Consider the following 26,836-nt stretch of genomic DNA (forward strand, 5'->3'; position numbering starts at 1 on the left):
TAACCGCGAGTTGAGGAGCAGATGTGACTGCGACCCAGGAGCCTGCTGCCGGCACACACCCGTCCGCGCACGCCACCGACCAGGCAGGGCAGCGCAGCGTCGAACAGGGACACGGCGTCGAACAGCCCTACGAGTACCGGCGCGCCGAACTGACCGAACCGGACTGGCGCCGCTTCCCCGGCTGGCGCGACGTGACCGAGGCCGAATGGCGCGACGCCCAGTGGCAGCGGGTCCACTGCGTCCGCAACCTCAAACAGCTCCGCACCGTGCTGGGTGACCTGGTCGAGGACCGGTTCTTCGAGGACCTGGCCGCCGACCAGCGCGACATGGCCACCATGTCGATGCTGCTCCCGCCGCAGATGCTCAACACGATGGCGCCGCTCGCGGGCACCGACCCGGAGAAGGTCACCGAGGAGTTCTACGCCGACCCGATCCGGCGCTACATGCTGCCGGTGCGCAGCGACCGCGATCCGCGGTGGCCGAGCCACCCGCACTCGGAACGGGACTCGCTGCACGAGGCCGAGATGTGGGTCGTCGAGGGGCTGACCCACCGCTACCCCACCAAGGTGCTCGCCGAACTGCTCTCGACCTGCCCGCAGTACTGCGGCCACTGCACCCGCATGGACCTCGTCGGCAACTCGACCGAGCAGATCGACAAGCACAAGCTCGAACTCAAACCGGTCGACCGGCAGGACCAGATCGTCGACTACCTCAAGCGCACCCCCGGCGTGCGGGACGTCGTGGTCTCCGGCGGCGACGTGGCGAACGTGCCCTGGCACCAGCTCGAGGCGTTCCTCATGCGGCTGCTGGACATCGAGACGGTGCGGGACATCCGCCTCGCCACCAAAGCCCTCGCCGGCCTTCCCCAGCACTGGTTGCAGCCCAAGGTCGTCGAAGGACTCGAGCGGGTCGCAGGCACGGCACGGCGCCAGGGGGTCAACCTCGCGATCCACACGCACGTCAACCACGCCCAGTCGGTGACCCCGCTCGTCGCCGAGGCGGCACGGACGGCGCTCGAGGTCGGCGTGCGCGACGTGCGCAACCAGGGCGTGCTCATGCGCGGGGTGAACGACACACCGGCGTCGCTGCTCGACCTGTGCTTCGCGCTGCAGGGCGAGGCGAACATCCTGCCGTACTACTTCTACATGTGCGACATGATCCCCAACGCCGAACACTGGCGGCTCTCGGTCGCCGAGGCGCAGCACCTGCAGCACGCGATCATGGGCTACCTGCCGGGTTACGCCACGCCGCGGATCGTGTGCGACGTGCCCTACGTCGGCAAACGGTGGGTGCACCAGCTCGCCGAGTACGACCGTGAACGCGGCATCTCGTACTGGACGAAGAACTACCGCACCGGCATCGAACTGGACGACCCGGAGGCCCTCGAACGGCGCTATCCGTACTACGACCCCATCTCGACCCTGCCCGAGGCGGGCCGGGCCTGGTGGACCGAGCGCGGCTGAGGCGCCCGAGAGGGGCGGGCGGCCCCGCGCTCCGCGCCACCGCCCGCCCCTCGACTCACCTCACGCGTCGACGACGGCTTCCAACTCACGCAGCCGTGGCAGGGCGCGGCCGGTCAGCCGCTCCCGGCGAACGTCACCGGAGATCGACAGGCTGTCCTTCCACAGCGAACGGCCCGCCATGGCGCCGCTCGCACCGCCGTCGACCGCGACCTTCACCTGCCCGATGAACGTCTCGTGGTCCACGCCGGCCGACAACACGGCCCACGGCACGCCCGCAGCCGCGGAGGTCACCTCGGCGCATGCCTCGGCCGAACCGGGATACTGCAGCTTGAGCACCTTCGCGCCGCATGCGACGGCGAGTCGGGCGCCGTCGGCCACCAGCCCCGGGAACTTCGCGGCGTAGTCCTCTTCGGACTCGTTCTCGAGGCGGTAGGTCAGCAACTCGACGATCAGCAGCACGCCCTCGTCGGCACACGCCTGCACCAGCTCGCGGATCTGACCCGCCACGGCCGAGTCCGGCCCCTGCCGGTCCGGCCGGGTGTAGAACAGCATCTTCGCCACGTCCCCACCGAGGTCGCGCACCCGACGTGCCGTCACCCCCGGCACGTACTGCGTGTACCGCAACCCGTCGACCGTCTCGTAGCCCGACGCGTCCATCCCCACGACCAGACCGGTGTCCCTCGCGAGTGTCCCGTCGTCGACCACCCCCGGCAGTGCGACCTCGGCGTCCAACAGGATCGCGGGCGCCTGGTTCGCCAGATGCCGCACGAGATCGCTCTTGGCCGCGGCCAGTTCGCCGGTGTCGATCCCGGACGGCCCGTCGGGGGCGTCGTCCATGGCCTTCTTCATGCCGTTGCGCTGGTCGGCGGCGACGATGAGCATTCGCCCGGCCGGCGTGGAGATCGCGGCGAGACCGCGGCGTTCGGACGTCGTCAGGGTGTTCATTCTTTCCTCCTGTGTTCTGGTGCGGTCTCGGGGTGGAGTTCGGTCTCCGAGGCAGACCTCAGGGCACCGGGGCGGGCAGCAGGCCCGCGGCGACACGCGCGGCGCCGAACGCGGTCTCCTGCGCTCGGTCGGACACCGTCAGCTGCGGCAGCACTTCCGCGCGGGCACGTTGCACGCTGCGCATGCCCGCCCAGCCGCCGGTGAGCGTCGCCGACGTGGCGGGCGGCACTTCCCGGTCGAGCGCTGCGATGAGCGCGCGGATCTCGTCGTTGCTGTGGCGCAGCACGGCGCCGAACACCTCGGCGGGGCCGGCACCGTCGGTCCGCACCGTGACGGCGAGGTCGCCGTCGTCGTTGCGGGCACCGGAGACCTCGAGTCCACCCGCGGGCAGTTCGCCCTCGTAGGGAAGCGCCATCACAGCGTCGTCGAGCCGGTCGCGGCCGTCGCGGTCGGTGATGCCGAACGTCTGCATCGCCCGCCGGAGCAGCAGACCGGTCTTCACCCCGGCGACGAGCACGTGTTTGCCACCCGCGACGTGCCGCACCTCGTTGATCAGGTGCCCGGCGAGCCGGGTGCGCGCCGCGTACCCGAGCGGCTCGTCGATCACCCGCAGCAACACCTCGGCCGTGCCCATCGACACGTGGTAGTGCCCCGGCCCGATCGCGCCGTCCGCCTCGGCGGCGACGAGGTGGTCGTGGCCCGCGACCGCGATCCGCGCACCCGCCACCGACGCAGGGAACTCTCCCGACACGGCACCCAGGTCGGTGCCCGCGGGCTCGATCGGCGCGAGCAGCCCGTCGTCCGCGCCCAGCTCGGCGAGCATGGCGTCCCACGGCTCGCCGGTGTCCTGATCGAGCAGTCCCGTGCGCGAGGTCAGTGACGCCTCCAGCGAGGGGCGACCACCCAGCACGATCGCGGCGAACTCGGGAAGGTTGACCCAGCGGAGCCCGGCCAGGCGCACGCCGCCGTCGCGCAGGTACGCCAGCTTCGCCGCCGACGTCTGCGAGCCCAGCGGCAACCCGGTGCGCCCGGCGAACTCGGTGCGAATCTCGTCGGGGAAAGCCCGAATCTGGTCGGCACCGCGCGGGTCGAACCACGCGAACGCCGGAGCCACGGCCCGCCCCGACGGGTCGAGCAGCACCCCGCTCTCCCCCATGCCCGACACCGCGACGGCGTCGATCCTCCGGTCGGTGCGGGCGGCCAGCCGCTCGGCCGCCCCGTCGACGAGCCGGTGCAGCGCCGCCTCGAGACTGTCGACGGGCAGGTCGGTCGTGCCGCCGGACCCGTGCCGCCACGGCGTCGGGATCTGCTCGAGCGCCAGCTCCGTTCCGTCGTCGTCGACGACCAACATCTTGATGCCGGTGCTCCCGAGGTCGATCCCCGCCACAAGGCCGCCGCTCATCGACCCGCCCCTTCCCGCATTCGCCGTTGACTCCGATGACGTCCGTGCACCCGACGACGCCTCGCTCGGGTGCCGCGCCACCGGTTTATGACTCCGGTGACATAGCGAGTCATGACACCGGTGACGTACCGCGGCTATCATCGGGAGCATGGCGTCGCATTGTCAAACCACCCGGCCGCTCGTGATCGGCGTCTCGGGCCCCGCCGGCAGCGGGAAGACGACCCTCGCTCGCAACCTGGCCACCGAACTCCGGGTTCCCCTACTGGACCTGGACGCGCTCACGACACCGCTGCTGGACCGGCTGCACGGACCCGTGTTCACCGAGCACTGGCTGTGCCCGCCACACGGCGACGCCGTCCGAGCGGCCCGGTACGCGGCCCTGCGCAGCACCGCCGCCGACGTGGTCGCGTCGGCGGGCGCGGCCGTGCTCGTCGCACCGTTCACCGCCGAACTCACGGGCGGACCCGCGTGGCAGGAGCTCACCGCGGCACTCGCCCCCGCCGAACTGCGCATGGTGCATCTGCGCGGAGACCCCGAACTGTTCGCACGCAGGCGCGCCGGCCGCGGCGCGTCCCGCGACACACACCGGGCCGCCGACCCCGCACCCGTGCGGCCCGCCGTCCCCCATATCGGCATCGACGCGGAGTTGACGCCGCCGCAGCAGCACTTCCGGGTGCGGCGCGCCCTCGGGCATCGCACCGCCCTCGACCCCGGCGCACCGGTGTTCGACGGGCCTTTCGACGCGGTCCTGTTCGATGTGGACGGTGTGCTGGCGGACTCGACCGGATCGGTCCTGCGGTGCTGGGAACGGCTGGCCCGAGACTTCGGCATCCCTCCGGCCACGGTGGCGCGGAACCACGGCCGCCCGGCGCGCGCCCTCATCGAGCAGGTGCTGCCCGGGGACCAGGCGGCCGCCGGGATGCGCCACATCGAACGCCTCGAAGTGGACGACGCCCCCGCGGTGAGCGAGATTCCGGGCGCCCGCACGCTCCTCGACTCGCTGCCCGCGGCACGGCACGCCCTGGTGACCTCAGGCACGCCCGCGATCGCCCGCGCCCGGCTCGACGCCGTCGGCATCACACCACCGCCGGTCTTCGTCACGGCCGACGACGTGCACACCGGCAAACCGGATCCGGAGCCCTACCTCCTCGCGGCACGCCGGTTGGGTGTGCCGCCCGAACGGTGTCTGGTCGTGGAGGACGCACCCGCCGGGGTCGCCGCAGCGCGCGCGGCGGGCTGTGCGGTGATCGGTGTACTCGGCACGGTCGCCCCGGGGGAGCTTGCCGCGGCGGACCTGCTCGTGGACGGTCTCGACCGGCTCACCGCCTCCGTCGATGACGCCGGTGTCCACCTGGCGGCGCCGGAGGCCGGCTGACGGCGTGTCACCGAGCCGGCGCGGTCACCTCGCCGCGGCGCACGACTCACGTTCGATCAGGCGCACCCCGAGCACCGTGCGCCTGCGAAATCGGCGCTTGGGGTGCTCCAGGCGTTCGAACACCCGCCTGGCGGCGTGGTCGCCGAGCAACGCGGGGTCCTGGTCGATCACCGTCATCGCGGGCGTGACCATGTCCGCCATCGGGAAATCGCCGAAACCGACGACCGCGAACGCGTGGTCTCGCAGCTCCGGTACGAGAGCCATGCTGCTGCGGGCGTTGGACGAGAAGATCGCCGTCGGCGGCTCCGGCAGAGCGGTCAACCTCGCGACGGCGTCGGCCGCGCTCGCCCTGTCGACGACACCAAAGATCTCGTAGGCCTCGTCGTGGTCGAGGCCGTGGTCGGCCAGCGCCGCGCGGTAGCCGCGGAGTCTGCTCCTGCCGGTGGGGACGTCGGAGATGTCGGCGACGAACGCGATCCGTTCGTGCCCGTGCTCGAGCAGGTGCGCCACGCCCATACGGGCGCCGCCCTCGTCGTCCTCGAGGAACGCGTCGGCGGACACGCCGCCGGGGGCGCGGTCGACGAACACGATGGGAAGCCGGTCGGACCACCGTGAGAGGTACGAGTTGTCCGTCGCGACGGGCGCGATCACCAGGCCGCTCAGCGACTGCGACAGCAGCCGCCCGACGAGCTTGCCCTCCTGCTCGCCGTCCTCGCCGATCGTGGTGACCATGGTGGACATGCCGTGCTCCACGGCGACCAGGTTCACCGCTTCGGCCACGGCCGCGAAGAACGGGTCGAGCAGGTCGGGCACGACGACACCGACGACCGGAGCCCGGCCGTTGCGGAACGTCGTGGCCACCGCGTTGGGGACGTAGCTCAGCTCCCGCATCGCCAGCTCGACACGCGCCCTGGTCTCGGGCAACACGTGCTCGTCGTTGTTGAACACACGCGACACGGTCTTCGCGCTCACTCCGGCGAGCGCAGCGACATCTCGCATCGTGGTCATGAGTTTCGGGCCGGACCTTTCGACGAGGGGACGCGCTGGGCACATCGGCTTCCGGCGCAGTGTATCGATTCCGGGCGCCGGTGTTCGGACCTCCGATCCCCGGGACACGTCCCGCCCGGACCTGGCGACCGCTGCGACGCGGTGACCGCCGCGACGGAACCCGTGTCGTCACCGGCTATGTCACCGGTGACGTTCTGAATCTTGACATCGGTGACATGACGCCGTCTACTGTGCCGGTGCGGCCACCGCGTGGCAGCCGCACCCATCCGGGCGGGTGTATGCGCCCGGCCTCCAGACGTCGCGGATCATCGCGATGCGGGAACGAGACAACGGGAGTCGACAGATGAACGACAGCGCTGTCGTCGGCAGCGCCCGCCCGCGCAGAAGCGCGGGTACGGGCGCCACGGTGATCGCGGCATTCGGTGGCCTACTGTTCGGTTACGACACCGGCATCATCTCCGCGGCCCTGCTCTACATCGGGCCGGAGTTCGGGCTCAGCGACCAGGCGAAGGAGTTCGTCGTCGCGTCCCTGCTGGTCGGCGCGATCATCGGTGTCGCAGCGGGCGGTGCGATCATGGACCGGCTCGGCAGGCGCCGGACGTTGTTCGCGGTCGCCGTGCTGTTCCTCGTCGGTGCGATCGCCTCCGGGCTGGCGGCGTCGACGACGATCCTGCTGGCGGCGCGGATAGTGCTCGGCCTCGCGATCGGCGCGGCCTCGGTCGCGGTTCCCGCCTACATCGCCGAGATCGCACCCGCCCACCTGCGCGGCCGGCTGGTGTCGGTGAACCAGCTGATGATCTCGTCGGGCATCCTCATCTCGTACGTCACCGGCTACGTCCTGTCCGATTCGCAGGCCTGGCGCTGGATGCTCGCGGTCGCGGCCGTACCCGCCGTGATCATGCTGGTGGCGCTGCCGATGCTGCCCGAGAGTCCGCGATGGCTGCTCTCCCAGGGCCGCGAGCAGGAGGCACGCAGGCTGCTGCGGCGAACCCGATCCGCGGACGCCGTCGACGACGAGGTCGCCGAGATCACCGCCGCCATGCAGGCCGAGAGCCGCCACACCTTCCGGGACCTGCTCTCGTCCCGCTTCCGCCCCGGCATCATCCTCGGCGTCGGTGTCGCCGCGACGAACCAGCTGGTCGGTGTCAACGCGGTGACGTACTACACCCCGACACTGCTCACCGGCTCCGGGTTCGGCGACTCCGCCGCGATCCTGTCGTCGGTCGGCCTCGGTGTCGCGAACGTCGGCTTCACGCTCGTCGGCTTGCTGCTCGTCGACCGGATCGGGAGGCGCCCCCTGGTGCTCGGCGGCACGGCCCTCGTGGTGCTGTCGCTCGTGGTGATCGGCGCCGTCTACGCCTTCACCGACCTCGGCGGCGTCTGGGCGGGCGTGCTGCTGACGTTCCTGATGATCTACCAGGCCTCGTTCTCGGCGAGCCTCGGATTGGCGATGTGGTTGGTCAACAGTGAGGTCTTCCCGACCGAGGTGCGCGGCAAGGCCGGCAGTGCGGGCCTGGCGACGCACTGGATCCTGAACCTGCTGATCTCGGTCACGGTGCTGACGACGATCAACGCGCTGTCACCGAGCGGGCTGTTCTGGCTGTACGCGGTCCTGGGTGGACTCGGCCTGCTGTTCCTCCACCGGCGACTGCCCGAAACTCGCGGCCGCACGCTCGAAGAGGTCGACGCCCAGCTCAACGGAACGCCCGCGGAGCGCACCACCGTCGCGAGCTGACACGGGCGGGAACGCCGGCGCGTGTGGGGTACTCACCTCGCGCGCCGGCGTTCCCGCCCGCGAGGTCTGTTCCACGGTGCCGCGCCGAGCGGCATAGCCGTCGAGCGAGACGACGAGGTCGACCATCAGATCGGGCACCGGGTCTCGCTCCGCCTCCGCGTCTCGCTCCGCCTCCGGTAACAATCCGGGCGATTGTCCCGTCTCCCGGGCTGCGACGCACTACAGTTCCCCGCCATGCGGCAGAGACGACGGCCGAGGCGCTCGCGGGTGCCTCTCGCGTGGCGGACGGCCCCGCGGGCCGCGCTGTCGAGTCCGCTGGTCGTGCTCATCACGGCGGCGACCGCACTGCTCACCTGCTTTCTCGCCACGGCCACGTCACTGCATACCTCGGCCGCCGCGGGCGCGGCGATCGCCGACCGTGCCGGCAGCGTCTGCGAGGACCAGTACGGCCCGTTCTTCAACGCCCGTTCGCTGACCCCGTCGGAGGCTGCCCTCGTGGCCGACACGGTGCGCACCCGTGCGCCCGAGCACGGGTTCGGACGTCCCGTCGTCGGGCTGTACACACCGGTGGGAGCCGCCGAGTTCGGCGACGAGACGTACCGGTTCCGGCTCGCCTACCGCGACGGCGGCGTCGACGACCTGGAGTTGCTGCGCGGCACGCGCGACTCCGGGCTCTGGGTCGGCTCCGAACTCGCCGACGCCGAGAACATGCCGCTCGGTACTCGCGCGCACGGCGGCGCATTGCCGCCCACCACCGGTGTCTACCGGGATCTGCGCCTGCCCGCACCCGGCCCGTGGTGTTCGGCCCGCGACATGACGATCACCAACCGGCTCGTGGACCACATCGAGACCGGCGCGATCGTCTTCGCCACCGACCGGGACGCCTTCGACCGGGCCGTCACGCACTTCGACCGCCTCGAGCGCACCGTCGTCAGCTTCCGGGCGCCCCCGCCGTCGACCCTCGACGAGGCGGAGGACCGCGCCGCACGAGCCCGCGCCCTGATCGCCGACGTCGACGCCGACCTGCGGGCGCGCGGGCACGCCGACCTGGTGCACGGCTCGGTCCCCTTCCAACGATCGATCGACCTCGCGGGCCGGGCCGAGTCGAACGTGGGCCTGTCGATCCTTCCGCTGGCGATCCTGGCGGTGCTCGTCGGCTGCGCCGGTGCGGGGATGCTGGGCGTGCAGTGGTACCAGCGCCGCTACGCCGTGATCAGGCTGCTCGCCGCCCGCGGCCACGGCCCCGGTGCGGTCGGACTGTTGGCGCTCGCCGAACTGGGGCTGCCCGTGACACTCGGCGGCGCGGCGGGCATCCTGCTCGCCCGCGTGCTGCTGCCCGCCTACGGGCCACCCGGCACGATCGAGTCGGCGGAAACCTGGGCGGCGGCAGCCGGTGGCGGCGCTGCGCTCGCGCTGTCGCTGCTGCTCCTGGTCTCGATCGTGGCGCTCCGCGCGCACCGCGAGTTCCAGCGCGGCCGCGCCGCGAGCCGCCGGCTCCGCAGCCGACTGCCCGCCTACGTGCCGTGGGAACTCGGCACCGCCGCCGTGGCCTGGGCGGGCTGGCTGCGGCTCGCCGAGTACGGCGGCACGTCACGGCTCGGGGACCCGCTGCCCCAGGTCGATCCGCTGGCCCTGACCTATCCCGTGGCGGTGGTGCTCACGGTCGGGATCGTCACGGCCCGGGTGGCGTTCGTGCTGTTGCGGCTGTCGCATCGGGCACGGCTGTGGTCGCGGCCCCCGCTGCAGCTGGCGATCCGCCGCCTCGCCGGCGCCCGCGCCGCCGTGGTCGGCGTCCTGGTGGTCACGATGCTCGCCGTCGGCACCCTGGCTGTGGGCACCGGCGTGTCGGAAGGACAGCGCGGGGCCCTCGAGAACAAGACGGGCATGTACGTCGGGGCCGAGTCGTCGGTGGACGTCGGACGAAGTGTCGGGACCGGTGAGACGCCACTGCCTGCGGGCGCCCGTACGGGCACCTCGCTCGTCGGCCGGTTCAACTACACCGCGGGCGAGCCCACCGTCGCCGTGGTCGACCCCGAAACCTTCACCGGCGTCGCCTGGACGCGCACGTTCGACGACGCCCGGCTCCGCGCGCTCCTGGAACGCATTTCCGCGCCGGACGGCCGACAGCTCCCCGCGCTCCGCGTCGGGGCGCACCCGGCGGCCCCGCCCGAGGTGGCAGGTCTGCCGCCCCTGGACGTCGCGGCAGACCTCGACACGTTCCCGCTGCTGAGCGGAGAACCCGGCTACGTCGTCTCCCGCGACGCGCTCACCGACGCGCAACTCGCAGAGGTTCCGCAGTGGACGGTGCTCTCGTCCGGACCGCTCCGGGACCTCACCCGCGCCTTCAGCGACGCCGGCATGGTGCACCCGAACGCCGAGAGCCGCGCCGACGTCCTCGACGCCCTGCCCTTCCACGTCGTCGACTGGACGTTCTCGTTCGTCACGCTGCTCGGTCTGGTACTGGCCGTGGTCGCGATCCTGGCTCTGGTGGTGGCCGTCGAAACCCGCCGCAGACAGAACGCCCTCGCGGCCACCCTGCTGGTGCGGATGGGGATGCGCCCGGCCACGCTGTTGCGCAGTCACCTGGCCGAGCTCGGCGCGATCGGCGGACTCGCCACGGTCGCGGGCGTGGCGACCGGCGTGACGGTGGCGGCGATCTCGGTGCGCCGGTTCGACCCCGTCCGCTGGCTCGCGCCCGTACCCGAGTTGCCGGACCTCGCAGGACTGATCGTGAGCGTGGTCGCCGTCAGCACCGTCGTAGTGCTGCTGACGGCCCTGCTCGCGGTGCGTTCCGCCCGCACCACCACCCCCGCGGAGCTGCTCCGTGCCTGAATCCCCGACCGCCACTCCCGCCTACCGCCTCCGGTCGGTGTGCGTCGACTACCCGACCCCCGCCGGGCCCGTGTCCGGCGCGCGGGACATCACCCTCGACATCCCCTCCACCGGCATGACCGTCCTCGCCGGCCCGTCCGGCTCCGGGAAGTCGACGTTGCTGCGGGTTCTCGGGTTGTTCGAACGTCCCGACCGCGGCACCGTGGAGCTCGACGGCACCGACCTCGCCCGGCTCTCCCACCGGCGCCGCCGCGCCCTGCGCCGTGGCCGGATCAGCCTCGTGTTCCAGAACCCGGTCGACAACCTGTTGCCCCAGCTGTCGGTGGCGGGCAATCTCCGCGCCGCCGCCGAGTCGGCGGGCCGGCATCGTTACCCCGACGACGAGCTCGGCGACGTCCTCGAGGACCTGGGGCTCGACGGCACCGGCGAATGGAGCGTCACCGCGCTCTCGGGCGGACAGCAGCAACGACTCGCGTTCGGCTGTGCGCTGGCTCGCCGCACCCCGGTGATCCTCGCCGACGAACCGACCTCGCAGTTGGACGACACGTCCGCCACCCGGGTGCTCGACGTGCTCCGGCGGCTCGCCGACCGCGACCTGACCGTCGTGGTCACCTCCCACGACGGCCGGCTCATCGACCTCGCCACCCGCGTCGTCCGGCTCCGCGACGGTGCGCTCCACGCCGTCGCGGACGAGGCGGAAGCGGAGAAAGGACACGACACGGTATGACGGCCACCGACCTCGCCACCGGCAGCACCGGGACCGCGGGCGAGCACGCGCTCGAGGCCGCGGGCCTCCGGCGCCGGTTCCCGCACCCCGGCGGTGACGTCGACGTGCTCCGCGGCGTCGACCTCACGGTCGCCGCGGGCGAGCTGGTGACGGTCGCGGGCCGTTCCGGCTCCGGCAAGAGCACCCTGCTGGCCGTGCTGTCGGGGTTCGACACGGGCGACGCCGGTTCCGTGCGGATCGTGGGCGAACCCGTCACGGCGGACGTGCCGTGGCAGCGGTGCGCACTCCTGCCCCAGGCGCTCGGTCTCGTGCAGGAACTCACCGCGGGCGAGAACGTGGCCCTGCCGTTGCGGTTGACGGACGTACCCGCCGCGGCCGTCCAGGCGAGGACGACGGAACTGCTGGAGGCGTTGTTCGTCGACGGGCTGGCCGACCGGTACCCGCCCGAGCTGTCGTTCGGCCAGCAGCAGCGCGTCGCACTGGCCAGGGCGCTCGCACCACGTCCGGCGGTTCTCATCGCCGACGAGCCGACCGCCCATCTCGACGCGGGCACCGCCCCGGCCGTGCTGTCCCAGCTGCGGGCCCACGCCGACCAGGGCGGCGCGGTGCTCGTCGCCACCCACGACGACGCCGTGCACGCGCTCGCCGACCGCCGACTCGACCTCGCCCACGGTGTCGTCGCCCGAGCTTCCCTTCCGCGGTGACGGCCGACCGCCCCACCTGATTCGACATACCGCCGTATCCGGATGAAACGGCACCGACCGTAGAATCACGGCGATGGCCAGATCACGTTGGTGGCTCGGTGCATTCGCGCTGGCCGGGGTTGCCCTGCTCGTCGCGGTGTTCGTGCTGATGACCGCCGACCAAGCACCCGACGGCCGCACCGGCCCGCCCGGACGCGGTCCGCTCACCGTCGTGTCCATCGGCGACAGCACGGTCTCGGGCGAAGGCGCGGGCGAATACACCGCCGCCACCGACGGCAAGGACGGCAACTGGTGCCACCGGTCGCCGAACGCGATGGTCAACCACATCGAACTGCGCGGCGTCACCGAACACGTCAACCTGGCCTGTTCGGGCGCGGCGTCGAAACACATCCGACTCGGCGACAAAAAGCAGTGGACCGAGCCCTCCCAGGCACTCCAGCTGAAAGAGCTCGTCAAGGATCACCGCGTCGCCGCCGTCGTCGTCGGGATCGGCGCGAACGACGAACCGAAGTTCTCCCGCCTGATCTCGCAGTGCTTCACCGCGTGGTTCTCCGACGAGGCCGCGCCGTGTAACGAGAACATCCGGTCGGATTGGGACCAGCGCGTCGACACGATGGTGCCGAAGGTCGCGGACGCGCTCAACGACGTGCGCACAGTGCTGCGCGAGGCCGGTTACCGCAAGGAGGACTACCAGCTCGTGCTGCAGTCCTACGCCTCCCCCATCGGGCCGGACATGCCGGAGAGTCTCCGGAACCTCGACGGCTGTCCGTTCCGCAGGGCCGACCTCCGTTGGGTCCGCGACACCGGCGCGATCGACCTGGCTGCGGGCCTGCAGCGCGCCGCGGAGAAGGCCGACGCCCGGTTCCTCGACCTGTCCCGCGCAGCCCTGGGGCACGAGGCGTGCAGTGGCGGCGAGGACAAGAACTCGGAATGGTTCACCCGGTTCACCGTCCGCTGGTCCGACCTGGAACACGCGGACCGCGCCAATCACGCCATCCAGGAGTCGTTCCACCCCAACGCCCGCGGCCACCGGCAGTTCGCCCGCTGCATGAGCGAATTCCTGCCGTCCACAGAGGACTCTGCCGCGTGCCTGGTGGGTGACGACGGCAACCTCCACCCCGCCGCCTCGGTGACGGCCGAACACGGCCGATGACCCGGGCGGCGCGTCACAACGTCGGCGAACGCCCTTCGAACGGCGTGGACAGCACGACCGTCGTCCGGGTCGACACCTTCGCGACCTCGCGAATCCGCCGCAGCAGGTCTTCGAGCCCCAACGGCGAGGGCACCCGGACCAGCAGGATGTACGACTCGTCGCCCGCGACCGAATAGCATGACTCGATCTCGGGGATGTGCTCGAGCCGCTGCGGATAGTCGTCGGGCGCCGCCGGGTCGTTGGGTGTGAGCGAGATCAGCGCCGTCAGTGGGAGGCCGATCTGCTCCCCGTCGAGCTTGGCCGTGTAGCCACGGATGACGCCGCGCTGCTCGAGCCTGCGCACCCGCTGGTGGACCGCCGACACCGACAGGCCCACCCGTTCGGCGAGGTCGGTGAAGCTGCGCCGCCCGTCGGCGGACAGCTCCGCGACGATCGCCTTGTCCAACGGCTCCAGTCCGGTGCCCGGTGTACTCGCCCCGGATGCCGTCATGAGTCGAGCACGACCAGCTCGTGGGGACGGGTGTTCAGCGGTTCGGCACCGTCGGCCGTCACGACGACGATGTCCTCGATTCGCGCGCCCCAGTGCCCGGCCGTGTAGATGCCGGGTTCGATACTGAAGGCCATGCCCTCCTCGAGCGGCAGGTCGTTGCCCGCGACGATGTAGGGCTCCTCGTGGACGTCGAGGCCGATGCCGTGGCCGGTGCGGTGGATGAAGCGGTCGCCGAATCCGGCGCCGGCGATGATGTCGCGGGCGGCCGCGTCCACCGACTCGGCACCCACGCCCGGCCGCACCGCGTCGACGGCGGCGTGCTGGGCGCGCTGCAGCACGGCGTAGGTGTCGGCGACGTCCCGGTCCCGCGGTTCACCGACGGCGTAGGTGCGGGTGCAGTCGGAGTTGTAGCCCTCGGGGATCGGCCCGCCGATGTCGACGACCACGACGTCGCCCTGTTCGATGACCCGGTCCGACACGTCGTGGTGCGGGCTCGCCCCGTTCGGCCCGGAGCCGACGATGACGAACTCGGCCGCCGTGTGGCCCTCCTCGACGATGGCCGCGGTGATATCGGCGCCGACCTCGGCCTCCGTGCGACCCGGGCGCAGCCACTCGCCCATCCGGGCGTGCACGCGGTCGATCGCGGCGCCCGCAGCCCGCAGCGAGGCGATCTCGGCGGCGTCCTTGCGCATCCGCAGTTCGCGCAGCACCTGCCCGGCCAGCACCTGTTCGGCATCCGGCACCGCCCTGCGCACGCCCAGCACGTGCAACGCCGCCATCATGTCGCTCACGGCGACCCGGCCCGCGGCGCCGACCCGGTCGGCCACGAGCCGGTACGGATCGTCACCGTCGACCCAGGTGACGACGTCGATGCCGAGTTCGTCGGTCGGCACGTCGGAGTAGCCGGGCAGTTCGAGCTTCGGGACGACCAGTGCGGGCGGAGCGTCGTCCGCGGGGACGACGAGAGTGGTCAGCCGTTCGAACGAACCGCCGGCCTGACCCACGAGGTAACGCAGGTCCGAACCGGGCGCGATGAGCAGCGCGTCGGTGCCGGCGTCGGCGGCGGCCTTGCCGGCACGGTCGATACGGGACCGCAGCGTGGCGGCGTCGGGCGCGGGAGTGTGCAGCGATCGGCGGGACATGGGCCCGACAATACCGAGCGGGCCCGCGCCGGGTCGTGGTCGGGCGAGCGGGCGCCGGACGGGCTTGCCCGTTTCGGGCGACACCCCTAGGTGTGGCCCGCAGCCCCCGGGCCCGGCCGTGGGAAGCTGTTCGGGTGAGCATCGGTTCCGTGGCGCTGCTGGACGCGGCGAGCCTGTATTTCCGTTCGTACTTCGCCCTGCCCGAGTCGATGACCGCTCCGGACGGCACGCCCGTGAACGCGGTCCGGGGCTTCGCCGACACCGTGGCACGCATCCTCACCGACCGCAGGCCGACCCGGCTCGTGGCATGTCTCGACGCGGACTGGCGGCCGCAGTTCCGCGTCGACGCGCTGCCGAGCTACAAGGCCCACCGCGTCGCCGAGGAGGTCGAAGCGGGCTCGGACGTGGAAGAGGTGCCCGACACGCTGAGCCCGCAGGTGCCGATCATTCTCGACCTGCTCGACGCCGCGGGGCTGGCCGTGGCCGAGGCTCCCGGGTTCGAGGCCGACGACGTCATCGGCACGCTGACCGCCCGCGAGAAGACCGACGCCGTCGAGGTCATCACCGGCGACAGGGACCTGTTCCAGCTCGTGCGGATCGCGCCGACCCCCACCTCGGTGATCTACGTCGGCAAGGGCTGGGCCAAGGCCGACGTGCTCGATCCCGCGGGAGTCGCCGCGCGATACGGCGTTCCCACCGAAAGGGCGGGCGCCGCCTACGCGGACATGGCCATGCTCCGCGGTGACCCGTCCGACGGCCTGCCCGGCGTGGCGGGCATCGGGGAGAAGACCGCCGCCAAGCTCATCACCCAGTTCGGCACGTTCGAAGCCCTGGTCGAGGCGGCCCGCGCGGAAAGCCCGGACCTGCCGGTGAAGACGCGCACCCGCCTCAACGAGGCCGCCGACTACCTCGCGGCCGCACCGACCGTGGTGCGAGTGGCCGAGGACGCGCCGGTCACGCTCTCCGGCGGCGGCGACGTCGTCCCGGCCGGGGCCGCGGACGAACCGCGGGTCCGGGAGCTGGCGGAACGCTGGAATCTGGGCGGCTCGGCGACCCGACTGCTCGACGCGCTCGCGACCTACCGCACCTGACACCGGCCCGGCCGGTACGCCGCACGAGCCGGCTCCGCCGCCGTCAGTCCGGCACGGTCACTCCGGCACGGTCACCCGAGCGCGGTGACGTGGGTGCGGTGACGTGGGTGCGGTCACTCGGGTGCGCCGACGCGGTACCGGCCCTGATCGGTCTCCACGGTGATGGTCACCTTGCGCTCGCCCGCGTCCAGCTGGATGTAGCAGACGAACGACGCCCCGACCTGGACCGGTTCGTTGCGCGGACAGGACACCTCACGCACAGGCTGCAGGCCGTAGCCCTCGGTCACCACGTTCCGCACGTCGGCGTTCATCTTCTCGACGTCGAAGAAACGCACGGTCTCGGTCGGGGTGGGCACCGGTGACGTAACCGCGGTGTCCTTCTCAGCACTCTCCGTGGTGGTGACCGCCGACGTCGGCTCGGCCGCCGACTCCTCGTCGCCCGCAGGCTGTTCGCACGCCGTCAACAGGCCGAGGCACGCGATTCCCGCGAGTGCCGCGAGCGGACGTCTCCTCACGAGCCCCTCATCTCGATGTTGATCTGTTGCGGGCTAGAAGAACGTACCGCACCACGGCGGCGCGGGGGTCGTGAACAGCCGGTCCGCCCGCTCGGCCACGCCGGCTGTGGTCGCACGAACACGCCCCGTGTCGACCAGCTGCGACGGCCGCCACGCGCCCAGGTGGAGCATCGCCAGGGCGTCCACGGACAGCTGCAGGCGAGCCGGTTCGTCGGTGCGTGCCACGCCGTCGGGTCCGACGCGGTAGCGGCCACTGTTACCGGGCAGCACCGGATCGGTCACCTCGAGCACGACGTCCTCGCCGGTGTAGGTGCGGGCGGCCAATGCCGCGGGCACGTCGACCAGTCGTAGCCACAGGTCGTCGAACTGCGCGGTGGTCGAGACCGCGCGCGCGTCGGTGAGCAGCAGCTCCACCGGCTCGTCCACGGGACGTCCGTTCGCGGTGACCTCGTGGATCAAATCGACCGACAGCAGGTAGCGCCACAGTCCTGCGAACGCCTCGGGTCCCCCGGCCTGCAGTTCGAGCAGGTTCAACGTCGCCGAGTCGGGACGGGGCCGGTCCACGGAGTACACCGCGAAACCGTCGACGCCGCCCGTGCCCCGATGGGTGACGGCGGTGACCGGGCCGTCCTGCTTCTCGGCGGTGCGGCGCAGCTGTGACCACCACTCGGCCGGGCGGGCCAGCATGCCCGGCCGAGTCGTCATCGCAGGGTAGGCCGCTGCCCACTGGTCGAAAGCCCGGTCGAAGTCCTCGATGTCCACCCGGCCGCCCACCGGCGCGTCCTGCCGCATCCGTGCCCGGCGCACGTCGACGGTGTAGGCACGCGCCCAGGTGGCCACGCCGTAGCCGAACCGGCCGTAGATCGCCGACTCCGAGGCGTGCAGGCCCGCGGCGACGACTCCGCGGTCGGCGAACTCGCGCAGCTGGGCGTGCATCAGTTCGGTCAGCACACCCCGACGGGTGCGGTCGGCCCGCACCCCCACGCTGGTGACCGCACCGAGCGGCACCTCGCCGCCACCGGGCAGCGTGAGCGCGGAGTCGAACGACCGTGCCGTGCCGATCAGCGCACCGGAGTCGACCTCGTGGACGCCGAGGCTGCGCGCCGACTGCAGCCCCGCGCGCACCTGCGGCCACTCGTCGTCGGTGATCGGTTTGGCGTGCAGCGTGGCGCGAAACAGCTCCTGCGACGCGCGCAGTTCGTCGTCGGCCAGGGTCCGGACGTCGTGATCGGTCATGCCACCGATCATTTCCGACGCCACGACCGGATCGCCACCGGATTCCCGGGCGGGACGGCACGCTGTGACGAAGCCCCTCCGACGAGGGGGACGAAGGGGCTCCGACGAAGGGGCTCCGACGAAGGCGCTGTGGAGAAGCGTCGTGCCGACGCTTCTGCGGTGCCGGGCGGCCCCGGGCGGTGTTACTGCAACCGGCCGACCTGGTACCGGGCGTCCTCGCTCTTCACCGTGATCGTGACCTGCCGGGTCTCACCCTGGACGTTGACGTCGCAGGTGAACGTCTCGTCGACGGTCACCGGCTGGTCCTCGGGGCACGTGACGCTCTGCACGCCTTCGACCCCGTAGTTCTCGGTGAGTACGCGCTGCACGTCCTGATTCATGGCCTCGGCGTCGAAGACCTTCGTCGCGAGGAGCCCGACGGGCCACAGCAGGACCGCGACCGCGGCGATCGCCAGGAGGAGCACGGCGCCCAGTCCGATCCACATGCCCGTGCCTGAGCCGCTCTTCGACTTCTGCGGCGCCGGACCCGCGGCGCCCATGCCGGGCGGCGGGCCGTACGGCTGTCCCGGCGGGGCCTGTCCGGGCTGACCGAACTGGCCCTGTTGCCCGGGCTGGGCGCCCGGCTGCGTGTACGAGGCGGTGCCGTGTGCCCCGGGTTGCGGCGGCTGGCCGGGCTGTGTGAACTGCCCCGGCGGGCCGGGCTGTTGCTGCGGCGGCATGGGCTGCCCGGGCGGCGGAGTGGGCGCAGGCTGTCCCGGCTGCGGGCCCTGCCCCGGCGGGTAGCCCTGCGGCTGGCCGTAGCCCTGCGGCTGGCCGTAGCCCGGCTGCTGCGGCGGTTGGCCGGGCGGTTGCGGGTACCCCGGCTGCGGGGGCTGCTGACCCGGGTACTGCCCGTAGGCCGGTTGCCCGGGGAAACCGCCGGACGGCGGGCCCGGAGGCTGCTGTTGGCCCCACTGCTGCGGGTCATTGCCTCCGTACGGCGTGCTCATCGTGCTGCCTCCGCCAATCGCCACCCGGCCGTCACGCCACCTGCGCGGCCGCCTCGGGCATTCTCGTCCATGCGTCGCGTGTGATCCAACCACAACGGCGCACGGCGGGTGCGTGAAGGTGGCCGGGCATCACTCGGTGCCCGCGTCGCGCGGAGCCTCACACCTCGCCCGCGGCGACAACACCGCGGCGCAGCGCCTTGACGGCCTTGGCCGCCGCACCGCCCACGGGGTGCTCCTTGCCGAGCACGACCCGCAGCTGGTCCAGCAGGTCGATCACCTGCCGCGACCAGCGCACGAAGTCGCCGGCCGTGAGCTCCTGACCGTTGGCCTCCGACGTGGTCAGCACCCGTTCCAGCGACTCGCCCCGCGCCCACCGGTACACCGGCCAGGCGAACCCGGCGTCCGGTTCCCGGGTGCGGTCGAGCCGGTGCCTGCGCTCGTCCTCGGTCAACTCGCTCCAGACCGTCACCGTCTCCTGCCACGCCGTCGACACGGCGCCCTGCGGCAGTTTCGGTTCGGCCATCGCGTCCCGCCTCGCCTCGTAGACCAGCGAGGAGACGACCGCGGCCAGTTCCGGAGCCGACAGGCCGTGCCAGACGTGCCTCCGCACGCACTCGGCTGCGAGCAGGTCGGACTCGCTGTAGATCCGGGCCAGCATCATGCCGTCCTCGGTCACCCGGTCCGCGTCCGTTTCGGCGTCGCCGTCGTCGGTGGCGGCGGATCCGTCCCGCTCGAGGTAGGCCCGTTCGGTCAGCAGCGCGCAGATCCGATCGAACGAGCGGGCAAGCGAATGTGTGGTCGCGGCGACCTTGCGTTCGAGTTGCTGCGTCTCGCCCTGCAGCCGCTGATAACGCTCGACCCACCGCAGGCTGGCCTCCCGGTCGGCCATGCCGTGCACGGGGTGGCTGCGCATCCGCTGCCGCAGCTCCGCCAGTTCCGCGTCGTCGTTCGCTCCGGATCGCTTGCGCTGTCCGGACGGCTTCTCGATGCCGGTGTTGCGCAGCGACGAGGCGATGTCACGCCGCACCTTCGGAGACCGCAGTTCGACGTGCCTGGGCAGCTTCACCCGGCCCAGCGCCTCCACGGCGGACGGGAAATCTGCGGCCGAGAGCGTGCCCGACCACCGGTCCTCGGTGACGACCACGGGTCGGGGCTCGTGCAGCGGGTCCACGCCCGGGTCGATCACGACGGCCAGTCCCGATCTGCGGCCGGACGGCACGAGGATGACGTCGCCCTTGCGCAGCTTCTCCAGCGAGCGTGCGGTCTCGGCCCTCCGGTGCTGGCTGTTCTGCTTGGCCAGGTACTTCTCGCGGTCGGAGACCTTCTTGCGCAGCGCGACGTACTCGAGCAGTTCGTCGAAATCACCGGACACGGCCTCCGCGTAGCCGGCGAGGGCATCCTTGTTGCGCTCGATCCGCTTGGCCGTCCCGACGACGGCGCGGTCCGCCTGGAACTGCGCGAACGACTGTTCCAGCAGTTCGCGGGCGGCCTCGGCGCCGAACTGGCCCACGAGGTTGATGGCCATGTTGTAACCGGGGCGGAACGACGATTTGAGCGGGTAGGTCCGGGTGGAGGCGAGGCCGCCCACGTGGCGCGGATCGACACCGGGCTGCCACAGCACCACGGCATGGCCTTCGACATCGATCCCACGGCGTCCGGCGCGGCCGGTGAGCTGGGTGTACTCGCCGGGCGTGAGGTCGACGTGCGCCTCGCCGTTGTACTTGACCAGCCGTTCCAGCACGACCGTCCGCGCCGGCATGTTGATGCCCAGCGCCAGCGTCTCGGTGGCGAACACGACCTTCACCAGGCCGCGGACGAACAGCTCCTCGACGGTCTCCTTGAACGCGGGCAACAGCCCGGCGTGGTGCGCCGCGACGCCGTGTTCGAGCCCGTCACGCCACTCCCAGTAGCCCAGTACCGCCAGGTCCGACTCGGGCAGGTCGGCGGTGCGCTCGTCGACGATCCTGCGGACCTCGGCGATCTCCTCCGGATTGTTGAGCCGCACCCCGGCGTGGACGCACTGGCCGACGGCTGCGTCGCACCCGGCGCGGGAGAAGATGAACGTGATCGCGGGCAGCAGCGCGGCACGGTCGAGCCGGTCGATGACGTCGACACGCGACGGCGGCCGGAACCGCGGCATGCGCGGTTTGCCCCGGTCACGGCCACGCTTGCCCCGTCCGCCGCCGAATGCGGCCGGCGCGTGCATCCGGGCGAGCTCCTCGACCCGGCGCAGCAGCTGCCGGTTGATCTTCGGTTCGTCGCCGTGCTCCTCGCCGACGAACAGGTCCATGAGCCGGTTGCCCACCATCATGTGCTGCCACAGCGGCACCGGCCGGTGCTCGTCCACCACGACCGCCGTGTCACCGCGGACGGCGACGAGCCACTCGCCGAACTCCTCGGCGTTGCTGACGGTCGCCGACAGCCCGACCACGCGCACGTACTCGGGCAGGTGCAGGATGACCTCTTCCCACACCGCGCCGCGGAACCGGTCGGCGAGGTAGTGCACCTCGTCCATGACGACGTAGCCCAGCTCGTCGAGCGCGGCCGAGCCCGCGTACAGCATGTTGCGCAGGACCTCGGTGGTCATGACGACGACCTGCGCGTTGCCGTTGATCGCCGTGTCGCCGGTCAACAGGCCGACCGCGTCCGCGCCGTGCCGTTCGACCAGGTCGGCGTACTTCTGGTTCGACAACGCCTTGATGGGCGTCGTGTAGAAGCACTTCCGGCCCTCGGAGAGTGCGAGGTGCACCGCGAATTCGCCGACCACGGTCTTGCCGGCACCGGTCGGGGCGCACACCAGCACGCCGTGCCCGTCCTCGAGCGCCTCGCACCCCCGCACCTGGAAGTCGTCGAAGTCGAAGGCCAGCTCGGCCGCGAATCGGGCCAGTTGAGGGTGGTCGCTGCGCCGGCGGGCTGCGGCGTACGCCTCGGCCGGGCTGGGAGAGGCGGATGAGTCCACGGGGCCAGGGTTTCACATCGGCGGTCACGCCCGCATGAGGCACTCCGTGATCGATGCGGTTGTCGACGACTCGCGCTCGCCACAGGCGGCCGCCGCGCCGGTGTCGGTGGGCGGCGCTACCGTCCGATCATGACCCCGGAGCGGCTCAGAACGGCGTGCCTGGCGTTCACCGGCGCAGGTGAGGAGTTCCCGTTCGACGAACACCTGAGCGTGTTCAAGGTCGGCGGGAAGATGTTCGCGTTGTCGGCGCTCGGGCGCAGGCCACTGAGCGTGAACCTCAAGTGCGACCCGGAGCTGGCCTTGCAACTGCGGGCCTCGTATCCCGCGGTCACGCCCGGCTGGCACATGAACAAGCGGCACTGGAACACGGTCGTGCTCGACGACGGCTCGCTTCCCGAACAGTTGATCCTCGACCTCGTCGAGGACTCGTACGACCTGGTCGTCGCCAAGCTGCCGCGGGAGACTCGGGAACGGCTCGGGTGGAAGGCGCTGGCCGAGGAGAACGTCAGGCGAGGACCGTCAGGGCCTGGGGGACGCAGCTGATCGACGTCGGCAGCCCGCCGAACGGGTCGCCGTCGGCGAACACCGGCCAGGCGGCGCCGGCCGTCGTGCCGACGTCGGCGATCTCGACGGCGCGGGCCCGCAGCGTGGTGACCGCCGGGTGCTCCACGTGACGGCCGGTGCGCAGCTGCGGCAGCACGCGCACCAGTTCGCGGTAGCCGACCTTGCCGACGACGGTCACGTCGAGCAGTCCGTCGACCGGATCGGCACCGGGGCAGACCGGGATGCCCGCCCCGTACCAGGGTGTGTTGCCGACGGCGACGAGCATTGCGGGCATGGTCAGCTCTCCGGCGTCCTCGGTGGTGACCCGGATGTCGCGCGCCCGGAAGGAGGCCATCTCGGCGGCGATCGCCACGTCGTACCGGCGCGGGCCGCGGGGCCACGGGAGCCGGTTCGCCCTGTCGTTGACCGCGGCGTCGAAACCCGTGCACAGGACGGTGCCGAACCAGGTCTCGCCGGCCCTGCCCAGGTCGAGCCGACGTCGATCACCACTGCGGAGGGCACCGGTGAGCAGGTCCACCGCCGCGGCCGGGTCCACGGGAACGTCGAGGGCGCGGGCGAGGTCGTTGCCGGTGCCGGAGGGGACGATGCCGAGCGCCACGGACGTACCGGCGCAGAACTGCACCGCCTGGTGGACCGAGCCGTCACCACCGACGACGATCAGCGCGTCGAGTCCGCGCTCCCGCGCCGCGTCGAGTCGCCGCCGCGCCCCGTCGACCGTGTCGGCGTCGATCACGTCGAGCCGAGCGATGTGCGGCCGCAGTCGCGTGGCCACGGCCCCGGCCAAACGCGCCGCCGCTCCCCTGCCGGATCCGGGGTGGAACGCCAGGGCTATACGAGGACCGCCGCTCACGTGACGTCGTCGGTGTCGCGCCGGCCGTCGGTGTCGTTCACCGTGCTCGGCGTGTACTCGAACGGGGCGGGCTCGTCGTCGTCGAGCTCGTCCCAGCCCTCGCTGCCACGCCGGCGGTCGAGCTTGCGGTCGTGGAAGCGCGTGATCTGCAAGGAGATCTCGAACAGGATGCACAACGCACCGGCCAGCCCGATCATCGAGAACGGGTCCGCGGGCGTCACGAACGCCGCGAACACGAACATGATCATGATGATGCCGCGGCGCCACTTCTTGAGCATCTGGTACCGGACGACGCCCACGCGGTTGAGCATGATGATCAGCAGCGGCAGCTCGAAGCTCACGCCGAAGATCAGCAACAGCGACAGCACGAACGAGATGTACTTGTCACCGGTGAACCACGTGGCGAACTCGCCCGCACCGAACGTCGTGAGGATCTCCAGCGCGTGCGGGGCCATGAAGTAGGCCAGCAGCGCACCGCCCGCGAACAGCAGCGACGCGATGCCGACGAACGTCATCGCGTGCTTGCGTTCCTTGGAGTACAGCCCGGGAGCGATGAACGCCCACAGCTGGTAGAGCCAGAGCGGCGAGAACAGGACGGCACCGGCACTGAGGCCGACCTTCATCTGGATCATGAACGCTTCGAAGGGCACCGTCTGCAGCAGCTGGCATTCCCCACCCTTGGGGTAGCGCTGCTCCTGCGGGATGGCGCAGTAGGGCTCGGTGACCAGGTCACCGAGCGTCGGGATCGGCCCGATGCTGTTGCCGAACCAGATGAACCCGATGATCCCGCCCGCGATCAGGGCGAGCAGCGCGTAGCCGAGCCTGCGGCGGAACTCGTAGATGTGCTCGACGAGCGACATCGTGCCGTCGGGGTTGTGCCGACGGCTCCGAGCTTTCCGTTTACCGCCCCGACCTTCGCGCTGTGCGGAGGTGTCTCCCACGAAAGCGTTCCGTTCTCGATCCGTGCGGGTGCGATCAGCCGTTCTTCTGCGCCTGCTCGGCGGACTGCTGCTGCTTCAGCTCGTCCAGCTGGCGCTGCAGCTGCTCCACCTGAACGTCGGCGGACTGGACCGACGTCGCGTCGGTGACCTCGGCGTCGGCCTTGACCGTCGGGGTCGAGATCTGCTTGGCGTCGGGCGTCGTCGTGGAAGTCGTCGTGGTGGAGGTCGTCGCGTCGGACTCACCCGAGTCCTGGTCCGACTGCTCCCCCCGCAGGTCCTTCGTCTCGGCCTTGAAGACCTTCATGGACTTGCCGATCGAACGTGCGGCGTCCGGCAGGCGCTTGGCGCCGAACAGCACCACGACGACCAGCACGAGGATGATCAAGTGCCACGGCTGAAGGGCGTTCATATTGGGTGGCCTCCCTATTCGTTCAGGGCCGATCCTACTGGTTCGGGTGCTGATCCCGAACCAGTTCGGACACGTCGGGTACGAAGGTCGCGAACGGCGACGCCGATCGCGGCCGCGCGGGCGCGGAGCAAGCCCAGGCGGGATTCCACGTCCGACCGCATGTCCCCGGCGGCACGGCCGAATCCTTTCGCCGCACCTGCCATTCGGACCAGCGCGAGGACGAGCACGATCAACCCGACCCCTGCCACGGCGGCACTCAGCACGTAGAACACGTCCTCCAGCCTACTGCCGGCCGGTGATCGACAGGTGACGTGCTCGTGCCAACCCGGCGGCGGCGCGGCGTCGCACGGCCACCGCGAGTTCATCCGGCCGTTCCACCGTTGCCCGGCCGCCGAGCCCCAGGACCAGCCTCACCATCCACGATTCGTCGCCGTAACGCATCCGCACGCGCAGCCTGCCGCCCTCGAGCTCGGCCAGCTCCTGGCACGGGTAGTACTCGGCGACCCACCGTGCGTCCGGCTCGAGCACCAGGTCGGCCTCCGGGTAGCTCTCGTGGGCCGAGAACACGCCGTCGGAGACGTCGGCGTGCCGGGCGTGCGGTGGTGGCGACGACGGCTCGTCGAGCACGGTCAGATCGTCGACGCGGTCGAGCCGGAACAGCCGCACGTCCTCGGCGCGGCGGCACCAGCCCTCCAGGTAGCTGTGGGCCTGCACGATGAGCAACCGCATCGGGTCGACGGTGCGCTGCGTGATCCGGTCCCTGGATGCCGCGTAGTAGCGCATCCGCAGCGCACGCCCACGCTGCAGTGCGTCCCTGACCGTCTCCCTGGTCCGCGCGGTCGTCTCGTGCTCGCGGACGCCGTTGCCGACGACGACGCCCGCGGGTTCGGCGGCGCCCGCCGCGGTCTCGATCTTCGCGATCGCGCGGCCGACGGCGTCGGTGTCCACCACGCCCGGGGTTTCGGCGAGCGCCTTCAGCGCGATGACCAGGGCACTCGCCTCGCCACCGGTGAGGCGCAGCGGCCTGCGCATCCCCGCGTCGAACGTCACCGACACGGTGTCGCCGTCGAAGGACAGGTCGATCAGGTCGCCGGGCCCGTAGCCCGGCAGGCCGCACAGCCACAGCAGCTCGAGGTCCCTGCGCAGTTGTTTCGGCGTGACGTCGAAGTCCTGGGCCGCCTGGTCGATCCGGATGCCCGGCCGGGCCAGCAGGTACGGCACGAGAGCCAACAGCCTCGGCATTCGCTCGGTGGCCGCGCTCATCGCCTCTCCTCCGCCCCCGCGGCGACCCGTTCGAGCCGGTCCATCACGGCCTTGGCCAGCACGTCGGGGGTCAGCACGACCGCGTCCGGACCGTGACCCGCGATCCAATCGGCCGCGCCCTCGGGATGCTGGAGCTCGATCTCGACGACGTCGCCGTCCTCCCCGTCGAGGGAACACCGCTCGACGACACGGGCGTGCCTGCGGATGCCCGCGGCCCTGCCCTCGGCGAGCCACAGCCGGGCCGTCGTGGCGGGCGACCCGTCGTCGCTCACCGTCGTGCCCGCCACGAAGTCGAGGAGGTCGACGTCCTCGGGACGTCGCACGGCGGCCCGCTCCCCCGTCTCCGCGACGTCGCCACTGATGCGCGAGAGGCGGAAGCAGCGGGGCGCGTCACGGTCCCGGTCGTGGCCGACGACGTACCAGCGTCCGCGCCACGACACCACGCCCCAGGGTTCGAGGGTGCGGGTGCGCCGTTCCGGCGAATCGGAGCGGCGGTAGTCGAACCGCACCGTCGCTCCGCGCTGCACCGCCGCCAGCAGCGGAGCGAACGCCGGCTCGGTGTGCACCCGCGGTTCGACCATCGCCTGCGCCTGGTCGTCGACCTCGACACCCGCGGCGCGCAGCTTCACCAGCGCCCCGTGCGCCTGCCCGGTCAGCTCCGGCGAGTCCCACAGCCGCGCCGCGAGCGCCACGGCCGTCGCCTCGTCGGGTGCCAGGTCGACGTCGCCGAGCTCGTAATCACGGCGCGCGATCCGGTACCCCTCGGGGTCGAAAGCGGAATTGCTGCCCGTTTCCAGCGGGATGCCCAGCTCACGCAGCTCGGCCTTGTCGCGTTCGAACATGCGGAAGAACGCTTCGGTGCTCGCCGCGTCGGCATAGCCGGGTACGATCCCGCGGATGCGCTCGGCCGGCAGGTACTGCCGAGTGGACAGCAGCGCCAGCACCAGGTTGACCAGGCGTTCTGCACGTGCGGTGGACACCTCTCCCACCCTAGCCTGCCCCGATCCGGCGTTCCGGGAGGTCCCCAGCGCGCGCCTTCGCCG

At 71.6% G+C, this 26,836-nt stretch carries 23 protein-coding genes; 9 read left to right on the plus strand and 14 right to left on the minus strand.

The window, feature by feature from the left end; translation table 11 throughout:
* The first annotated feature begins 23 nt into the window (after positions 1-23).
* Entirely contained in the window at positions 24-1,463 is a 1,440-nt protein-coding gene (locus tag FHS23_RS09910; protein WP_343053796.1) for a KamA family radical SAM protein, read from the plus strand.
* A 60-nt stretch (positions 1,464-1,523) separates the two neighbouring features.
* Here FHS23_RS09910 and FHS23_RS09915 read toward each other — a convergent pair whose 3' ends face one another.
* The gene (locus FHS23_RS09915) at positions 1,524-2,408 is read right to left on the minus strand and encodes a tagatose-bisphosphate aldolase (protein WP_183652072.1); all 885 of its coding nucleotides are present in this window, start codon (positions 2,406-2,408) and stop codon (positions 1,524-1,526) included.
* 58 nt (positions 2,409-2,466) lie between these two features.
* Positions 2,467-3,810: an FGGY-family carbohydrate kinase gene (locus FHS23_RS09920; RefSeq protein ID WP_183652075.1), complete on the minus strand. Its 1,344-nt coding sequence runs from the start codon at positions 3,808-3,810 to the stop codon at positions 2,467-2,469.
* Positions 3,811-3,958: 148 nt separating this feature from the next.
* On the opposite strand from FHS23_RS09920, the gene FHS23_RS09925 reads away from it, so the two are divergent.
* Positions 3,959-5,185 carry an HAD-IA family hydrolase gene (locus FHS23_RS09925; RefSeq protein WP_221219314.1) on the plus strand — a complete coding sequence of 409 codons (1,227 nt, stop codon included), beginning with the start codon at positions 3,959-3,961 and terminating at the stop codon, positions 5,183-5,185.
* A gap of 24 nt (positions 5,186-5,209) precedes the next feature.
* On the opposite strand, the gene FHS23_RS09930 is transcribed toward FHS23_RS09925, so the two are convergent.
* Positions 5,210-6,193, minus strand: coding sequence for a LacI family DNA-binding transcriptional regulator (locus tag FHS23_RS09930; protein WP_183652080.1), 984 nt, complete (start codon positions 6,191-6,193; stop codon positions 5,210-5,212).
* A gap of 343 nt (positions 6,194-6,536) precedes the next feature.
* On the opposite strand from FHS23_RS09930, the gene FHS23_RS09935 reads away from it, so the two are divergent.
* From FHS23_RS09935 to FHS23_RS09955, 5 genes are all read left to right on the plus strand, one after another.
* Positions 6,537-7,928, plus strand: a complete 1,392-nt coding sequence (locus FHS23_RS09935; RefSeq protein ID WP_183652083.1) for a sugar porter family MFS transporter — start codon at positions 6,537-6,539, stop codon at positions 7,926-7,928.
* Positions 7,929-8,162: 234 nt separating this feature from the next.
* Positions 8,163-10,760 carry an ABC transporter permease gene (locus FHS23_RS09940; RefSeq protein ID WP_221219315.1) on the plus strand — a complete coding sequence of 866 codons (2,598 nt, stop codon included), beginning with the start codon at positions 8,163-8,165 and terminating at the stop codon, positions 10,758-10,760.
* A complete protein-coding gene (locus FHS23_RS09945) occupies positions 10,753-11,487 on the plus strand; it encodes an ATP-binding cassette domain-containing protein (protein ID WP_183652086.1) in 735 nt (244 codons plus the stop codon). The genes FHS23_RS09940 and FHS23_RS09945 overlap by 8 nt, the downstream gene beginning before the upstream one ends.
* Positions 11,484-12,191: an ABC transporter ATP-binding protein gene (locus tag FHS23_RS09950; RefSeq protein WP_183652089.1), complete on the plus strand. Its 708-nt coding sequence runs from the start codon at positions 11,484-11,486 to the stop codon at positions 12,189-12,191. Before FHS23_RS09945 ends, FHS23_RS09950 begins: the two co-directional genes overlap by 4 nt.
* 73 nt (positions 12,192-12,264) lie before the next feature.
* Positions 12,265-13,344, plus strand: a complete 1,080-nt coding sequence (locus FHS23_RS09955; RefSeq protein WP_183652092.1) for a GDSL-type esterase/lipase family protein — start codon at positions 12,265-12,267, stop codon at positions 13,342-13,344.
* A gap of 13 nt (positions 13,345-13,357) precedes the next feature.
* Here the strand turns inward: FHS23_RS09955 and FHS23_RS09960 are convergent, their stop codons facing one another.
* Positions 13,358-13,834, minus strand: a complete 477-nt coding sequence (locus FHS23_RS09960) for an Lrp/AsnC family transcriptional regulator (RefSeq protein WP_183652095.1) — start codon at positions 13,832-13,834, stop codon at positions 13,358-13,360.
* Complete coding sequence (locus FHS23_RS09965; protein ID WP_183652098.1) at positions 13,831-14,976, minus strand: M24 family metallopeptidase; 1,146 nt, start codon at positions 14,974-14,976, stop codon at positions 13,831-13,833. Before FHS23_RS09965 ends, FHS23_RS09960 begins: the two co-directional genes overlap by 4 nt.
* A 134-nt stretch (positions 14,977-15,110) precedes the next feature.
* On the opposite strand from FHS23_RS09965, the gene FHS23_RS09970 reads away from it, so the two are divergent.
* A complete protein-coding gene (locus FHS23_RS09970; protein ID WP_183652101.1) occupies positions 15,111-16,067 on the plus strand; it encodes a 5'-3' exonuclease H3TH domain-containing protein in 957 nt (318 codons plus the stop codon).
* Between the two features lie 113 nt (positions 16,068-16,180).
* Here FHS23_RS09970 and FHS23_RS23540 read toward each other — a convergent pair whose 3' ends face one another.
* From FHS23_RS23540 to FHS23_RS09990, 4 genes are all read right to left on the minus strand, one after another.
* Positions 16,181-16,582: a DUF4333 domain-containing protein gene (locus tag FHS23_RS23540; RefSeq protein WP_183652104.1), complete on the minus strand. Its 402-nt coding sequence runs from the start codon at positions 16,580-16,582 to the stop codon at positions 16,181-16,183.
* A 33-nt stretch (positions 16,583-16,615) separates the two neighbouring features.
* The gene (locus tag FHS23_RS09980; RefSeq protein ID WP_183652107.1) at positions 16,616-17,818 is read right to left on the minus strand and encodes a GNAT family N-acetyltransferase; all 1,203 of its coding nucleotides are present in this window, start codon (positions 17,816-17,818) and stop codon (positions 16,616-16,618) included.
* A gap of 182 nt (positions 17,819-18,000) precedes the next feature.
* Positions 18,001-18,807 (minus strand): DUF4333 domain-containing protein, encoded by an 807-nt coding sequence (locus tag FHS23_RS09985; RefSeq protein WP_183652110.1) that lies wholly within the window; start codon positions 18,805-18,807, stop codon positions 18,001-18,003.
* Positions 18,808-18,964: 157 nt separating this feature from the next.
* A complete protein-coding gene (locus tag FHS23_RS09990) occupies positions 18,965-21,766 on the minus strand; it encodes a DEAD/DEAH box helicase (protein WP_183652113.1) in 2,802 nt (933 codons plus the stop codon).
* Positions 21,767-21,895: 129 nt separating this feature from the next.
* On the opposite strand from FHS23_RS09990, the gene FHS23_RS09995 reads away from it, so the two are divergent.
* Positions 21,896-22,309 (plus strand): MmcQ/YjbR family DNA-binding protein, encoded by a 414-nt coding sequence (locus tag FHS23_RS09995; protein ID WP_183652116.1) that lies wholly within the window; start codon positions 21,896-21,898, stop codon positions 22,307-22,309.
* Here the strand turns inward: FHS23_RS09995 and FHS23_RS10000 are convergent.
* From FHS23_RS10000 to FHS23_RS10020, 5 genes are all read right to left on the minus strand, one after another.
* Complete coding sequence (locus FHS23_RS10000; protein ID WP_183652119.1) at positions 22,272-23,180, minus strand: diacylglycerol kinase family protein; 909 nt, start codon at positions 23,178-23,180, stop codon at positions 22,272-22,274. The two genes, FHS23_RS09995 and FHS23_RS10000, sit on opposite strands and share 38 nt — an antisense overlap.
* A complete protein-coding gene (gene tatC / locus FHS23_RS10005) occupies positions 23,177-24,121 on the minus strand; it encodes a twin-arginine translocase subunit TatC (protein ID WP_343053799.1) in 945 nt (314 codons plus the stop codon). Before tatC ends, FHS23_RS10000 begins: the two co-directional genes overlap by 4 nt.
* Before the next feature lie 34 nt (positions 24,122-24,155).
* On the minus strand, positions 24,156-24,530 hold the full coding sequence (tatA, locus tag FHS23_RS10010) for a Sec-independent protein translocase subunit TatA (protein WP_183652122.1): 375 nt from the start codon (positions 24,528-24,530) through the stop codon (positions 24,156-24,158).
* Between the two features lie 282 nt (positions 24,531-24,812).
* A complete protein-coding gene (locus tag FHS23_RS10015) occupies positions 24,813-25,793 on the minus strand; it encodes a helix-turn-helix transcriptional regulator (protein WP_183652125.1) in 981 nt (326 codons plus the stop codon).
* A complete protein-coding gene (locus FHS23_RS10020) occupies positions 25,790-26,773 on the minus strand; it encodes a WYL domain-containing protein (protein WP_183652128.1) in 984 nt (327 codons plus the stop codon). Before FHS23_RS10020 ends, FHS23_RS10015 begins: the two co-directional genes overlap by 4 nt.
* Positions 26,774-26,836: the final 63 nt, after the last annotated feature.

Source organism: Prauserella isguenensis (assembly GCF_014191605.1).
GTDB lineage: Bacteria > Actinomycetota > Actinomycetes > Mycobacteriales > Pseudonocardiaceae > Prauserella > Prauserella isguenensis.

Coding starts and splice junctions, on each gene's coding strand:
- FHS23_RS09980 (WP_183652107.1), bottom strand. CDS start 17,818: ATGACCGATCACGACGTCCGGACCCTGGCCGACGACGAACTGCGCGCG.
- FHS23_RS09935 (WP_183652083.1), top strand. CDS start 6,537: ATGAACGACAGCGCTGTCGTCGGCAGCGCCCGCCCGCGCAGAAGCGCG.
- FHS23_RS09925 (WP_221219314.1), top strand. CDS start 3,959: ATGGCGTCGCATTGTCAAACCACCCGGCCGCTCGTGATCGGCGTCTCG.
- FHS23_RS09985 (WP_183652110.1), bottom strand. CDS start 18,807: ATGAGCACGCCGTACGGAGGCAATGACCCGCAGCAGTGGGGCCAACAG.
- FHS23_RS09920 (WP_183652075.1), bottom strand. CDS start 3,810: ATGAGCGGCGGCCTTGTGGCGGGGATCGACCTCGGGAGCACCGGCATC.
- FHS23_RS09940 (WP_221219315.1), top strand. CDS start 8,163: ATGCGGCAGAGACGACGGCCGAGGCGCTCGCGGGTGCCTCTCGCGTGG.
- FHS23_RS09960 (WP_183652095.1), bottom strand. CDS start 13,834: ATGACGGCATCCGGGGCGAGTACACCGGGCACCGGACTGGAGCCGTTG.
- FHS23_RS09955 (WP_183652092.1), top strand. CDS start 12,265: ATGGCCAGATCACGTTGGTGGCTCGGTGCATTCGCGCTGGCCGGGGTT.
- FHS23_RS09995 (WP_183652116.1), top strand. CDS start 21,896: ATGACCCCGGAGCGGCTCAGAACGGCGTGCCTGGCGTTCACCGGCGCA.
- FHS23_RS09930 (WP_183652080.1), bottom strand. CDS start 6,193: ATGACCACGATGCGAGATGTCGCTGCGCTCGCCGGAGTGAGCGCGAAG.
- FHS23_RS10015 (WP_183652125.1), bottom strand. CDS start 25,793: ATGAGCGCGGCCACCGAGCGAATGCCGAGGCTGTTGGCTCTCGTGCCG.
- FHS23_RS09950 (WP_183652089.1), top strand. CDS start 11,484: ATGACGGCCACCGACCTCGCCACCGGCAGCACCGGGACCGCGGGCGAG.
- FHS23_RS09915 (WP_183652072.1), bottom strand. CDS start 2,408: ATGAACACCCTGACGACGTCCGAACGCCGCGGTCTCGCCGCGATCTCC.
- tatA (WP_183652122.1), bottom strand. CDS start 24,530: ATGAACGCCCTTCAGCCGTGGCACTTGATCATCCTCGTGCTGGTCGTC.
- FHS23_RS09965 (WP_183652098.1), bottom strand. CDS start 14,976: ATGTCCCGCCGATCGCTGCACACTCCCGCGCCCGACGCCGCCACGCTG.